This window comes from Albidovulum litorale (assembly GCF_025751495.1).
GTDB classification, from domain to species: domain Bacteria; phylum Pseudomonadota; class Alphaproteobacteria; order Rhodobacterales; family Rhodobacteraceae; genus Albidovulum; species Albidovulum litorale.
Genome location: NZ_JAOWKZ010000003.1, coordinates 790,503 through 804,542 on the forward strand (window position 1 = coordinate 790,503; position 14,040 = coordinate 804,542).

13 protein-coding genes are annotated in these 14,040 nt (G+C 63.2%); 9 read left to right on the forward strand and 4 right to left on the reverse strand.

Translation table 11 applies throughout. The features are described from left to right. The first annotated feature begins 169 nt into the window (after positions 1–169). A complete protein-coding gene (locus OEZ71_RS14780) occupies positions 170–3,013 on the forward strand; it encodes a Hint domain-containing protein (protein ID WP_263740762.1) in 2,844 nt (947 codons plus the stop codon). A 38-nt stretch (positions 3,014–3,051) separates the two neighbouring features. On the opposite strand, the gene OEZ71_RS14785 is transcribed toward OEZ71_RS14780, so the two are convergent. The 3 genes from OEZ71_RS14785 to OEZ71_RS14795 all read right to left on the reverse strand — a co-directional run bounded on the left by OEZ71_RS14785 (position 3,052) and on the right by OEZ71_RS14795 (position 6,532). Next, the gene (locus tag OEZ71_RS14785) at positions 3,052–3,831 is read right to left on the reverse strand and encodes a gamma-glutamyl-gamma-aminobutyrate hydrolase family protein (protein ID WP_263740763.1); all 780 of its coding nucleotides are present in this window, start codon (positions 3,829–3,831) and stop codon (positions 3,052–3,054) included. A 101-nt stretch (positions 3,832–3,932) separates the two neighbouring features. Further along, positions 3,933–4,355, reverse strand: a complete 423-nt coding sequence (locus tag OEZ71_RS14790; protein ID WP_263740764.1) for a GlcG/HbpS family heme-binding protein — start codon at positions 4,353–4,355, stop codon at positions 3,933–3,935. 32 nt (positions 4,356–4,387) lie between these two features. Then, complete coding sequence (locus tag OEZ71_RS14795; protein ID WP_263740765.1) at positions 4,388–6,532, reverse strand: malate synthase G; 2,145 nt, start codon at positions 6,530–6,532, stop codon at positions 4,388–4,390. 189 nt (positions 6,533–6,721) lie between these two features. Here OEZ71_RS14795 and OEZ71_RS14800 point away from each other — a divergent pair, with 189 nt between their 5' ends. The 6 genes from OEZ71_RS14800 to OEZ71_RS14825 all read left to right on the forward strand — a co-directional run bounded on the left by OEZ71_RS14800 (position 6,722) and on the right by OEZ71_RS14825 (position 11,986). After that, positions 6,722–7,081, forward strand: a complete 360-nt coding sequence (locus OEZ71_RS14800) for an ArsR/SmtB family transcription factor (RefSeq protein ID WP_263740766.1) — start codon at positions 6,722–6,724, stop codon at positions 7,079–7,081. Beyond that, positions 7,059–7,529: an SRPBCC family protein gene (locus OEZ71_RS14805; RefSeq protein ID WP_263740767.1), complete on the forward strand. Its 471-nt coding sequence runs from the start codon at positions 7,059–7,061 to the stop codon at positions 7,527–7,529. Before OEZ71_RS14800 ends, OEZ71_RS14805 begins: the two co-directional genes overlap by 23 nt. A gap of 20 nt (positions 7,530–7,549) precedes the next feature. Beyond that, positions 7,550–7,978 (forward strand): SRPBCC domain-containing protein, encoded by a 429-nt coding sequence (locus tag OEZ71_RS14810; protein WP_263740768.1) that lies wholly within the window; start codon positions 7,550–7,552, stop codon positions 7,976–7,978. Between the two features lie 67 nt (positions 7,979–8,045). Continuing rightward, positions 8,046–10,616: an aminopeptidase N gene (pepN, locus tag OEZ71_RS14815; RefSeq protein WP_263740769.1), complete on the forward strand. Its 2,571-nt coding sequence runs from the start codon at positions 8,046–8,048 to the stop codon at positions 10,614–10,616. After that, entirely contained in the window at positions 10,609–11,355 is a 747-nt protein-coding gene (locus OEZ71_RS14820; protein ID WP_263740770.1) for an SDR family oxidoreductase, read from the forward strand. The genes pepN and OEZ71_RS14820 overlap by 8 nt, the downstream gene beginning before the upstream one ends. Positions 11,356–11,545: 190 nt before the next feature. Then, a complete protein-coding gene (locus OEZ71_RS14825; RefSeq protein ID WP_263740771.1) occupies positions 11,546–11,986 on the forward strand; it encodes a hypothetical protein in 441 nt (146 codons plus the stop codon). Between the two features lie 92 nt (positions 11,987–12,078). Here the strand turns inward: OEZ71_RS14825 and OEZ71_RS14830 are convergent, their stop codons facing one another. Continuing rightward, entirely contained in the window at positions 12,079–12,681 is a 603-nt protein-coding gene (locus OEZ71_RS14830) for a lytic transglycosylase domain-containing protein (protein ID WP_263740772.1), read from the reverse strand. 187 nt (positions 12,682–12,868) lie between these two features. Here OEZ71_RS14830 and OEZ71_RS14835 point away from each other — a divergent pair, with 187 nt between their 5' ends. After that, entirely contained in the window at positions 12,869–13,402 is a 534-nt protein-coding gene (locus tag OEZ71_RS14835; RefSeq protein WP_263740773.1) for a hypothetical protein, read from the forward strand. 70 nt (positions 13,403–13,472) lie between these two features. Beyond that, the gene (locus OEZ71_RS14840) at positions 13,473–14,024 is read left to right on the forward strand and encodes a hypothetical protein (protein WP_263740774.1); all 552 of its coding nucleotides are present in this window, start codon (positions 13,473–13,475) and stop codon (positions 14,022–14,024) included. The last annotated feature ends 16 nt before the right edge of the window (positions 14,025–14,040 follow it).

A 14,040-nucleotide genomic window follows, 5' to 3' on the forward strand; every position in this document is an offset into this window, starting at 1 on the left:
CCGGCGGAAGGACAATTCTTATAGGAATCTTTTAGAAACATCGTCGCGACGCTGCCGCAGGCCCGTCAAACTTCCGCCTTCGGCGATTTTTAACCAGTCCGCGTAATGGTGTGACGACTCGGTCCGGAGCCCGTGGTTCCGGCATGTTAAATGGTGAAAGGTCTGCGATATGCCTTCCGGCTATCTCGTTTCCCTTGGCGGGAACAACGCTCTCAACAGCGGCGATACGATCAGTGGCGCTACCGTCACTTTTACTACGCAGACTTCGCTTGGCTCCGGTCAATGGACATGGAGCGGCACTTACGGCGGAACCGCCTATACCAATGAACTGGAGCCGGGGCAGTATTTCCTCGCCACCGACGGCAACGTCTATTTCGTACCCGATTACGGGCCTGTCGCCACGCTGACTTCGTCCAGTGTAATCTCGTCGCCGACATTCGCACCGACAATGGGTACATCGGGCGGCGATACACTGGTGGGCGGTACCGGCAACGACACGATCTATGGCGGGTCAACGACCAGCCAGAACGGCACCGGAAACGACGTGATCAGTGGTGGCACCGGTAATGACGTCATCTTTGCGGGCGACGGCAACGACACGCTGCAGGGTGGCGCAGGCGCAGATACGCTTTACGGCGGCGCAGGCACCGATACGGTCAGCTATTCCGGCTCGGGCAGCGCGGTCAATGTCAACCTGTCCACAAACACCGCGACGGGCGGCAACGCGACCGGCGATGTCCTGAATTCGATAGAAGACGTCGTCGGATCGAACTTCAATGATACTCTGACCGGCTCAACCGGGGCCAACTACATCGATGGCGGCGCGGGTGCGGATACGATCTCGGCGGGGGACGGCAACGACACCGTTCTCGGCGGGGAAGGCAATGACACGATCAATGCCGGGGCGGGCAACGATTCCGTCTCGGGCGGGATGGGCAATGATTCCATTTTCGGCGGCAGCGGCAGTGACGCGATCGATGGTGGCGGCGGCGCGGATAGGATCCATGGCGGCGACGGCGCCGATGCCATCCTCGGCGGCGACGGCAACGATACGATCTATGGCGGGGCGCAGACCACAACGGCCACGCAGGAGCATCTGAGCTGGATCGGTCAGGGCGCAGGCGGCACCAACCTTGCCAGCGGGTTCACGCAGGATACCGGCGGCATGCACGTGACCGCCAGCTTCGTGAACGATGGCAGCAATACCGCGATCCAGACATCCGGCTCGACCCAGTATGTCGGCGGGGGTGAGCCGTTCAGCACGACCTCCGGCCTCTACCTGACCGGTACTGGCGGCCCCAATGTCACAACGACGCTGACATTCGATGCCGAAAGCGGCAGCGGCCTGACCAGTTCCGTGTCCAACGTGTCGTTCCGCATCAACGACATCGACATGCGGGGTTGGCAGGACATCATCACTGTCACCGCCTACGACATCAACGGCAACCCGATCACCGTCAACATCACGATGACCGGGAACGATTCCGTTTCCGGAAATACGATCACGGCTGCCTACAGCGACGACACAGCAAGCATCGCGAACGGTTCGGCGCTGATTTCCATTCCGGGCCCGGTCCACTCGATCCAGATCTCCTATTCCAACGGGGGCACGGCGGGTCAGGCGCTTTGGATCACCGATGTCCATTACACGACGGTGCCCGTCACGAATGCCGCCGATACCGGCGACACGATTGATGGCGGCACCGGGTCCGACCTCATCTATGGCCAAACCGATGATGACACGATCAACCTGACCGGCACTTTCGGCAACGACACGATTGTCGGTGGCGAGACGGGCGAAACCGCGGGCGATCTGATCAACTCCTCGACGCTAACGCAGGACACGACGCTGACCTTCAGCGGCAATGAGGCAGGTACTCTCACAGACGGTTCCTCGGCCGCCGCCTTCAGCGAGATCGAGCGTTTCCAGCTTGGTTCGGGTGATGATGTCATTAACGCAACGGCCACGAAATCAGGCGTCAACGTCGATGGCGGGGCGGGTAATGATACCCTGATCGGCGGCAGCGGCGACGATCAGCTCAGCGGCGGGGCCGGGGCCGACAGCGTCACCGGCGGTGCCGGTGACGACACGATCGACCTGGGACTGAATGACAGCGTCGCCGATACCGTCGACCTTGAAGACGGCAGCGGCAGCGACGTCATCTCCAACTTCGTCGCGCCGACCGATAACGGCGACGGCACCTATACCGGCCATGATCAGTTCGACGTCTCCGACCTGACCGATGCCGGCGGCAGCCCTGTCAATGCCTGGGACGTTACGGTTTCCGACACCAATGGCGACGGCACGGGCGACGCGATCCTGACCTTCCCCAACGGGGAAAGCGTAACCTTGGTCGGCGTGACGCCGAGCCAGGTTGACAGCGCGGCAAAGCTGAATGCCATGGGCATCCCCTGTTTCACGCGAGGGGCGATGATTGCAACGCCGCGCGGCGAGATTTCGGTTGAGGACCTGCAGGTCGGCGATACTGTCTGGACCCGCGACAGCGGCGCACAGACCATTCGCTGGATCGGATCGAAACGCGTGGCTGCCATCGGCCCATTGGCACCGGTCTTGATCCCCGAAGGAACCTTGGGAAACTCACGCGACATCAAGGTCTCCCCCCAGCACCGCATGCTGATCGGTGGCTGGAAAGCCGAACTCTACTATGGCGAGACCGAGGTGCTTGTGGCCGCAAAGCATCTGGTGGATGGCTCGGTGATCCGGTTTGCCCCGGGTGGAGAGGTGGAATATTTCCACATCCTCTTTGACCGGCACGAAATCGTCGTTGCCGACGGCGCTCCGAGCGAGAGTTTTCATCCGGGCGATCAGGGGCTGAGCGTTCTGGACGAAGACGCGCGCCGCGAAGTGTTCATGCTCTTCCCCGAGCTTGAGACGAAAGGGCCCGCATCCTACGGTCCGGCCGCACGGCGCAGCCTTAAGGCGCATGAAGCGGTCCTGCTTCGCCCGGGATCGACGAAGACCGCACCGGCCTTGAACCTGCGCAGGGCATGAGGCTGATCACGGAAGGCAACCTTCCCGCCGGTCCGGCGTCAGGCAATCCGGCGGGCTGACGCGGTCCCAGCGCCTGCGGTCCAGCCCCGCACGGCCGCTCCGAAGGCTTCGAAGAGCGGCCGCGACACCGGGTCCTCCGCGGCGTTCCACTCGGGATGCCACTGCACCGACAGGGTAAACCCAACGGCGCCCTCGACATAGAGCGCCTCGGGCGTCCCATCGGGCGCCCAGCCATCGACGACGATCCGGCTCCCCTCGGTCTTGATGCCCTGACCGTGGAGCGTGTTCGTCATAACTTCAGAAGCGCCGAACAACCGGTTGAACACGCCACCCTCGGTGAAACGCACCGCATGGCGCAGGGCGAATTTCTCCGCCAGCGTACCATCCGGGGGCATCCGGTGGTTCATCCGCCCCGGCAGGTCACGGATCTCGGGGTAAAGCGTGCCGCCCATGGCGACGTTAACCTCCTGAAACCCCCGGCAGACGCCCAGAAAGGGTTGGCCACGCTCAACGCAGGCGCGGATCAGCGGCAGCGTGATCGCATCCCGGCATCGGTCGAAGGCCCCGTGGGCCTCGGTCGGCGCCTCACCATATTCCTCGGGATGCACGTTGGGCCGCCCGCCGGTCAACAGGAACCCGTCACAGGCCTCCAGCAGTTCCGCAACGCTTACCAGCCGAGGATCGGCCGGGATCAGTAGCGGCATGCAGCCAGCGACCTGTGCCACCGCCTCGGAATTGATCACGCCTCCGGCATGAACAGGATACTCGTCATTGATGAGGTTCATATTGCCGATGATGCCGACAATGGGCCGTGTCATGGCGCTCCGTCCTCTTTACCCCTGTGATGCAGAATAGAACGACGCCCCGGTCAGGAAAAGCCCCGCCCGGCGCACAGTGAGTGCGCATGTGCTATGCCGCCTCAGGCCTCAGGCACGAACTGGGCGGCGCGGATACCGGCCTCGGCAGCGATCGCGTCGTTGTCCGACGTATCGCCCGTGACTCCCACAGCACCCACGACCGCACCGACCGCGTCGCGGACCAGCACGCCGCCCGGCACCGGCAAGATTTTCCCCTCGTAGACCCCACTGAGAGCGGCCATGAAATAAGGCTGCGCCTCTGCCCGCGCCATCTGCGCCCGTCCGCCGAGGCCCAGCATCACCGCGCCGTGGGCCTTGGCCCGCGCGATGTCAAACCGCCCGGGCGAGGCTCCGTCCGACCGTTCAAAGGCCAGAACGTGCCCGCCCGCATCCAGAACCACGACCGACAGGGGTTTCATGCCCGCCGCCTGCCCCGCTTTCAGCGCCTCGGCGATCATCACCCGCGCCGCCTCGATCCCCAACATCGTTCAGCCCTTTCCCTACTGCGGACGGTGTTTCAACCGGCCGCCTTAACTTCGGCCCGCCGCCGGTGAAGCACGGGTTCAGTATATCCTGACGGCTGCTCCCGCCCGAGGAAAATCAGATCGCAGGCCGCCTGAAAGGCGATGCCCTGAAAACCCGGCGCCATCGGGCGGTAAGCCGGATCACCCGCGTTCTGCCGGTCGACGACAACCGCCATCTTCTTCAGCGCGTCCATCACTTCCTCGCGGCTGACCACGCCATGATGCAACCAGTTCGCCACATGCTGGGCCGAGATACGGCAGGTGGCGCGGTCCTCCATCAAGCCCACATCGTTGATGTCCGGCACCTTGGAACAGCCGACCCCCTGGTCGACCCAGCGCACCACGTAACCAAGAATGCCTTGGCAGTTGTTCTCCACTTCGCGCCCGACCTGGCCCGGCGTCCACTTGCGGTAGGCGGCCAAGGGAATGTCGAGGATAGTGTCGACATAGGCTCGCCGCCCGCCCTTGGCGAGCTTCTCCTGCACCGCGAATACATCGACCTTGTGGTAATGCAGCGCATGCAGCGTCGCCGCAGTCGGCGAAGGCACCCAGGCACAGTTCGCCCCCGACTTCGGATGTTCGATCTTTTGTTCGAGCATTGCCGCCATCATGTCGGGCATGGCCCACATGCCCTTGCCGATCTGCGCTTTGCCCGACAGCCCGCATTCGAGCCCGATATCGACGTTCTGGTTCTCGTAGCCTGAAATCCACGCCTTGCGCTTGATGAAATCCTTGCGGGAAAACGGTCCCGCCTCCATCGAGGTATGAATCTCGTCGCCGGTCCGGTCGAGGAAGCCCGTATTGATGAAGGCCACCCGGTGCCGCGCCGCGCGAATGCATTCCTTGAGGTTGACCGACGTCCGCCGCTCCTCATCCATGATGCCGATCTTTACGGTGTGTTGCGGCAGGCCCAGGGCCGCCTCGACGCGGGTGAAGATCTCGTCAGCGAAAGCCACTTCCTCGGGACCGTGCATCTTCGGCTTCACGACATAGACCGAGCCGGTGACCGAGTTGCGCGCGCCTCCGGTTTTCTTGAGGTCATGCAGCGCGATCGTCACCGTGACCATCGCGTCCATCAGCCCCTCGAAGACCTCCGCCCCCTCGGCATCGAGAATGGCGGGATTTGTCATCAGATGGCCGACATTTCTGACCAGCATCAGCGCCCGGCCCTTCACGCTGAACTCTGACCCGTCCGGCGCGGTCCAGACATGATCGGGCTCCAGCCGCCGGGTCAGGGTCCGCCCACCCTTTTCGAACGTATCCTCCAGATCGCCCTTCATCAGGCCCAGCCAGTTGGCATAGGCTCCGACCTTGTCCTCGGCATCGACGCAGGCGACGGAATCCTCACAATCCATGATCGCGGAAATCGCGCTTTCCATCCTGACATCAGCCAAACAGGCCTGATCGCGAGCCCCGATGAAATGTGCCCGGTCGAAGACCAATTCGACATGCAGCCCGTTGCTGCGCAACAACACCGCCTCGGGCGCACGCGGATTGCCGCGATAGCCTGCAAATTTGTCAGGGCTGACCAAAGGCATATCGTCGACCAGAAGGACACCCTCCTTGACGTAATAGCGCCGCACATCGGCATGGCTGGTGCCCTGAATCGGAAAGGCCTCGTCCAGAAACACCCGCGCCCGCGCCACGACCCGTGCCCCGCGGCCACGTTCGTAACCGCCCTTCGGTGGCAGCGAGCCCATCGCATCGGTACCATAGAGACAATCGTAAAGACTGCCCCAACGGGCATTGGCGGCGTTCAGCGCGTAGCGTGCATTGGTGATCGGCACGACAAGCTGCGGACCGGGAACAGAGGCGATTTCGGGATCGGTATTCGCAGTTTCGATCAAAAAATCAGGCCCTTCCGGCAACAGATAGCCGATTTCCGCCAGATATGCCTTGTAACCCTCATGATCATGCGGCTGGCCGGCCCGGTCCCGATGCCACTGGTCGATTTTTGCCTGCAACTCGTCGCGCCGCGCGAGCAGCGCGCGGTTCTTCGGGGTCAGATCGCTGATCAGCGCTGCGAAACCCTGCCAGAACTGGTCGGGGCTGATGCCGGTCCCCGGCAGCGCGTCCTTTTCAACAAAGGCGGCAAGCTCCGCCGCCACCTGCAATCCATGCCGATCAACCCGCGTCATCTTTGCCCTTTTTGTTCCCGTATGCCGCTGTATGCCATTCTCACATGGTCTATCTCAGCGACGAGCGCACGGCAACTGATGCGCAGGCGGCGTACGACCTGCGAAATTACTTAGCCGTCTGACTAAGTTTTTCTTGCGACTCGGGTCATCGCGATATACTTAGGCAACAAGCTAACTATTGGAAGCACCATGAACCTCGCCCCCGGGCAACTCGACCTTCTGTTCCAAGCGCTCGGCGATCCGACCCGCCGCGCGATCCTCGAACGGCTGGCGCGCGGTCCAGCGACGGTAAGCGAGCTGGCGGCCCCCTTCGACATGGCCTTGCCCTCGCTTCTGGGCCATGTCCGACGCCTTGAAGATTCCGGCCTCGTGACAAGCGACAAGGAAGGCCGCGTCCGCACCGTCCGACTGGTGCCCGGCGCCTTCACGCCGGTGCGCTCATGGCTCGATGCACAGCGGGCGATCTGGGAAGACCGCCTTGACCGACTGGACGATTACGTAACCCGCCTTATGAAGGACCGCGCCGATGGATCTCGATCCGCAGACTGATCTGCACTTCACCCGCACGCTTTCCGTGCCCCGCAAGCTGATCTGGGAATGCTGGACCTCGCCCGAACATATCCCGCATTTCTTCGTCCCCCGTCCCCACAAGGTCACGTCCTGCGACATCGACCTGAAGGTCGGCGGTCGGTTCAACACGACCTTCGAGGTCGAGGGCAAGCCGATGGACAACCATGGCGTCTTCCTTGAAGTCATCCCCGACGAAAAGCTCGTCTTCACCGACGCCTACACGGAAGGTTGGAAACCCGCGCCAGACCCGTTCATGACCGCGATCCTGCTTTTGTCGGACGCGTCGGATGGCGGCACGACTTATACCGCGATTGCCCGGCACCGTTCACCCGAGACCCGCCAAGCGCATGAGGATATGGGCTTCTATGGCGGCTGGGGAACCGTTGCCGACCAACTCGTGGAATATGCCCAAAGGCTGATGAAATGAACGGGAGTGAAGACAGAACAATGCTGATTGAGCGGGTCATCGGCGCGCCCATCTCGGTCATTTGGGCGGCATGGACCGACCCGCAGGCGCTGCCTGAGTGGTGGGGACCCGACGGGTTCTCCTGCCGCACCACGCGCATCGACCTCAGCGACGGGGGCGAATGGGTCTTCGACATGATCGGGCCCGATGGCACGGTCTATCCCAACCACCACAAAGGCATCCGCCACCGTCCGATGAAACAGATCGACTACACGCTGCTTTGGGGTGAGAACGGCCCGAAACACGCCGACGCCTCGGTCCGGTTCGACGATCTCGGCGGCCGGACCCGGGTGACGCTGTCGATGACATTCGTAACGTCAGAGGAATGCGAGACCGCGCGGGGCTTCGGCGCGGTCGAACTGGGTCAACAGACGCTCGGCAAACTGGCCTCCTTTGTCGGGGCGGGTTGATACAGGCTTTGTTGCGGTGCGGAGGCGATGCGCCTAACGTCCGCACCGCAACCATCCGGAGAGCCCGATGAAAGACGCCGCCCCACAGCCGACACTGCTTGCCGACTATGCCCCCTACCCGTTTACGATCTCCGATGTCGCGCTGACCTTCCGCCTAGACCCCGATGCGACCCGCGTCATCGCGCGGATCGGCTTCGCACCAAACCCGGAGCGGCCCGGGCGCCATGACCTCCGGTTGGATGGCGAGCATCTGACGCTGATCTCAGCCAAGGTCGACGGCAAGGCGGTGAAGCCGGTGCAAGACCAGACTGGCCTGACCCTGTCAGCGGATCAGCTGCCAGAGGGCGCATTCGTCTGGGAAGCCGAGGTGGAGACCGCGCCGAAGGCCAATACCGCGCTGGAAGGGCTGTACATGTCGGGCGGCATGTACTGCACCCAGTGCGAGGCCGAAGGCTTCCGCCGCATCACCTTCTATCCCGACCGGCCCGACGTGATGGCGCCCTTCAAGGTACGCATCGAAAGCGACATGCCGGTCCTTCTGTCGAATGGCAATCCCACCGGCAAGGGCGAGGGCTGGGCGGAATGGACCGATCCCTGGTCGAAGCCCGCCTATCTCTTCGCGCTGGTGGCCGGTGACCTGAAAGCGGTCTCTGATACCTTCACCACTTTGTCGGGCCGCAAGATCGACCTGAACATCTGGGTCCGCGACGGCGATCAGGACCGTTGTCCTTACGCGATGGACAGCCTGATCCGCTCGATGAAGTGGGATGAGGAGGTTTACGGCCGCGAGTACGATTTGGACATTTTCAACATTGTTGCCGTCGATGACTTCAATATGGGCGCGATGGAGAACAAGGGGTTGAACATTTTCAACTCCAAGCTCGTTCTCGCCAGCCCTGAAACCGCGACCGATCTCGATTTCGAACGGATCGAGGGCGTCATCGCGCATGAGTATTTCCACAACTGGACCGGCAACCGCATCACCTGCCGAGACTGGTTCCAGCTGTGCCTGAAAGAGGGGCTGACGGTCTTCCGCGACCAGCAGTTCACGTCGGACATGCGGTCAGAGCCGGTCAAGCGCATTGACGACGTACTCACGCTCCGCGCCCGCCAGTTCCGCGAGGATATGGGCCCCTTGGCCCATCCCGTTCGCCCCGACAGCTATATCGAGATCAACAATTTCTACACCGCGACGGTCTATGAAAAAGGTGCCGAGGTGATCGGCATGCTTAAACGGCTGGTGGGCGATGATGGCTACCGCAAGGCGCTCGACCTCTATTTCGACCGCCATGACGGCGACGCCGCCACGATCGAGGACTGGCTGAAGGTCTTCGAGGATGCCACCGGCCGCGATCTGACGCAGTTCAAACGCTGGTACACCGATGCGGGCACCCCGCGCCTGACCGTTTCCGAGGCATGGTCAGACGGCACCTATACGCTGACCTTCATCCAGAAGACGCCGCCCACGCCGGGGCAGGACCAGAAGCCGCCCCGTGTAATCCCCATCGCGGTCGGCCTTCTCAACCCCAACGGAGACGAGGTCGTGCCCACCACCGTGCTGGAGATGACAGAGGCGACGCAAAGCTTCCGCTTCGACAATCTGGCCACCCGCCCCACCCCGTCGATCCTGCGCGGGTTCTCGGCACCCGTCGTTCTGGACCGAAAGGTCAGTGCCAAGGAACGCGCCTTCCTTCTGGCCCATGACACCGACCCGTTTAACAAATGGGAAGCGGGCCGGGCGCTGGCCAAGGATGTGCTGATCCGGATAATCACGGATGAAGAGGCACCCGCAGACAGCCTGATCGACGGGCTTGGCCATGTCCTTGGCGACGAGACCCTCGACCCGGCTTTCCGCGCGCTCTGCCTGCGGCTGCCGTCCGAGGACGATCTGGCGCAGACCCTGCATGATGCGGGTCGAACGCCGGACCCCGAGCGGATCGCGGCGGAACGGACCGCGCTGGCCAAGACCATCGCCCGGCAATTGCAAAAACCGCTGACCGCGACCTACGACGCGATGGCGACCGAGGGCCCCTTCTCGCCCGATGCCGCTGCAGCCGGGCGGCGGGCCTTGCGGCTGGCCTGTCTCGGCCTCTTGAACAAGAACGACAACGGCACCCGTGCCGCTTCGCTTTTCGCCATGGCGGACAACATGACCGAAAGCCACGGAGCGCTCGCCTGTCTGATCGACGGCGGCCGTGGCGCGCGGGAAATCGCGGCCTTCTATGACCGCTGGAGCGGCAACCGGCTGGTCATCGACAAATGGTTCGCGGTGCAGGTCGCCCATGCCGAACCCGACATGGCCGCCCAGATCGCCGACCGCCTGTCGCAACACCCGGATTTCGAATGGAAAAACCCCAACCGGTTCCGCGCGTTGATGGGGGCGCTCTCCGCCAACCACGCCGGGTTCCACCACATCTCGGGTGCGGCCTATCGCTTCTATGCCGACTGGCTTCTGAAGCTCGACACTGTGAACCCGCAGACAACCGCCCGCATGTCCACCGCGTTCGAGACCTGGACGCGGTACGACGGCGACCGCAAGGCGCTGATCCGGGCGGAACTGGAACGCATCTCCGCCGCGCCCGACCTGTCGCGGGATACGTTCGAGATGGTGACACGGATCCTCGCGGCCGATGCGTAAGACCGTCCTCATTACCGGCGCCTCAAGCGGGATCGGCCAGGAAACGGCGCGGCAGTTCGCCCGCGCGGGCTGGGACGTGGCGATACATTACCACAGCAACCGCGCCGGGGCGGATCTGACCGCCCAGGCTGTGACCGAGGCAGGTGGTCGCGCCGTGATTCTGCAGGCCGACCTCTCCGATCCGACGAACGCCCAGCGCCTGATGGCCGATTACGACGCCGCGTTCGGCCGATTGGACGCGCTGATCAACAACGCCGGCATCGTCGATGTCGCGCGCCGGGTGGAAGAGATGTCGCCGGAACGGCTGATGCGGATGTTCACGGTCAACCTGACCGTGCCCTTCCTGCTGGCCGGGCTGGCGGCAAAGCGCATGTCGACGCGCCATGGCGGCGCGGGCGGAGTGATCGTCAACGTCTCGTCGGTCGCCGCCCGGCTTGGCTCGGCCGGGCAATATGTCGACTATGCCTCGGCCAAGGCGGGGCTCGACACGCTGACCAAAGGACTTGCCGGAGAGGTCGCGGGCGAAGGTGTCCGTGTCGTCTCCGTCCGACCCGGCATCATCGACACGGAGATTCACGGCAAGGGTGGCGACCCCGACCGCGCGCACCGCCTGGCATCGGCGATCCCGCTCGGACGGGCGGGCCAGCCCTATGAGATCGGGCGCACCATCCTGTGGCTCGCCTCGGATGACGCGTCCTACATCACCGGCACGGTGATTGACGTCAGCGGCGGCCGCTAACGCGAATCAAGGGAAATCTGCGGGCTGAAGCGTCCGGCGGGCGGAATTGCGGGCCAAGGCGCGGCAAGTCCGGGGCGAAAATGTGGCATTGTTCACGAATTGGGCTAACAAGCCCGCTGAGCAAGCGTTTGTGCTGTTCTCAACGACGCAGCAGCGGTATTCTCAATGTGTGGTGGCTGGATTTAATGCGATGGTACTTGTTGAAACATTTGAATCCCGTGGTCAGGCCCGCCGTGGCCGGACCTATCTGGCGCTCGGGCTGGGCATGGCCGCGCTCTATTACGCGCTCAAGCATGACATGGACCCGATCGTTCCCGCGCTTGCCGGGATCTATTTGGCCCTTGTCCTTGTGCGGCTCATCCTCAATCCGACACGCGGGTTCCGCCTCGGTGAGAACCGGCTGACTTGGTATGCTGGGCTACGCCGTTACAGCCTGCCTTACGATGAGCTCGACACGGTCAGCATCGGCCGCAATCCGAACGGCAAGACGCTCTGCGTGGTGACAACACGGGATGGCCAGACGCTTTCGCTACCGGGTGTAGAACGGTCAGACCCGGGCAAGCTGATGCGCGAGTTTGGGCTGCACGGCGTTCCGATCATGGGCCTATCGCCGCGTCCGATGGCGATCTGAGACCGATAGGGTTTCGGTAAAGCTATAGTTCAGAACTGAAATTTTTTCTTCTAGTTCAAACGCTTATCGTTCCCACCAAATCTCGAAACGCTTTATCCGCAATAAGACTGCGCGCGCGTCCATGCGGCGATATCGTCGCGCTTCTTTTCGCTGCGCATCGGGGCCCAGTCGCGGGCAATGCCGCGCCAGCCATCGCCGTCGCTGACAATGGCCCCGTCGCGCCCAACCTGCACCGCCGCGATCTTCACCGCACAGGCAAGATTGGCCTTGCCGTCGGTCAGCCCCTTGCCCTCGGGCAGATCGCAATCATAGGCGTCAGCCGTCCGGGGCGCGATCTGCATCAGCCCGATCCAGCGACCGCCGCCACCCTTGGCCTTCGGGTTCCAGGTGCTTTCATGCTTGGCCAAAGCCGAAAAGAGACCTGCCCAAAAGGCGCGCCGCTCGGGCAGGGTCGCATCGGCATAATTCGGGCAGAACTCGTCCACATCGACCGGTACGGTCGAGGCCAGCACCGCGCCTTCCGAACGCAACGCCGCAAGCGTCGCTGCGGTCCAGTCGTCGGCCTCGGGTCTGTGATCCCAGCGCATCGCCGGCAGAAAGGCCTGTTGCGTCACCTCCGGCGCCTCGGCCGTCATGCAGCCAAGGGGCAGAAGAAGAAGGGCAAAGGCCAGCGGCCGGACGGGGCGAAACTGCATTGGGATTACAGCCGATTGCACCGGACCTGTGCGCCGGCGGGCGGGAACGTCGGCCAAAAGACCAGACCGCGCAATATGGCTTGACCATCGTAGGCGGAACCTTGCCTGAATTCCGCCGCTTTGCCGGGTGATTATCGGCAACAACACCGCTTTTTGCGACGAACCGATTTCAGAACCGGAGGTATTCATGCCCATCATTCTCGGCCTTCTCGGCGCAATTACCTTGGCCTTCATCTGGATCATGCGCATGCGCAACGCCGCTGAAATGACACATGAAATTGCCGGTGTCGCGCAGGATGTTCTGTCCGCCGCCCGCCGCCTCGGCTTTCGGCGCAAGCTCAACACCCACCCGGTCGACTCGCTGGACGAGCCGAAGCTGGCCATCGGGGCGCTTGGAATCGCGTTCCTTGAGCTTGGCGGCCTGCCCACGGCCGAACAGCAGAACGCGCTTTTGAAATCCTTGCAGGCCCATACCGGCCAAAACCTCGGCGACGCCGAAGAAACGCTGATTCTCGGCCGCTGGCTGGTCAATGAAGCGAACGGACGTGAACCGGCGATCACCCGGCTGTCGCGCCGGTTGGCGAAACTCGATCGCGCGGGAAGTTTCACGCCGCTGATGGCGGTCCTGAACGATGTCGCCAAGGCCAGCCGCGATGGCTCGGTCTCGGACCGGCAGCGCGATGCGCTGACCGAAATCGCGCGGGCATTCAAACTGAACTGATCCCTCGCCGGATCGTGAAAGACCGTGAAGCCCGGCGCGCGCTATCAAGGGGAAAACCGATGGGATCCCGATGCGCCGCCTCGCCCTCCTCCTCTGCCTCGCCGCCCTGCCCGCCCATGCTCAGGACCGGGAGGGCAACGACACGCCGGGCGACTGGGTGGTGACGCACCATATACATTTCGGGCTTTGGGATTCGGTCTGCGACGAACGCCCCGAAGGCGGGTCGATGCATCAACGCTGTTACATCCGCTATGTCGACGTCTTCTCCCCCCGCCCCGATTTCGCCGCGCATTTCGTTTTTGTCACGCCAGAACCGGACGGTGTACGGATCGAATACGGGTCCGAACCCGGCACCCGTTTTGCACGCGGTGGCAACCGGATCGAACGGGCGGGCGAAACCGTATGGTCCACCGACCGCGCCGCCTGCCTGACCGGCGGTTCATGCATTTTCGCAGGGGTTGAGGCGATGGAGCTATACGCCACGCTCAAGAAGGGCGGCGCATGGCGCTTCGACTTCGCCGACCGCCACGGCTATGTTCAGTCGCTGGAATGGTCCCTTGCTCCCTTTGCCGAGGCTGCGGCGGATTTCGAGGCCGAAGCGACTGCGCGGGGTCTGCGATAGCCCTTCTTGTCTCGCC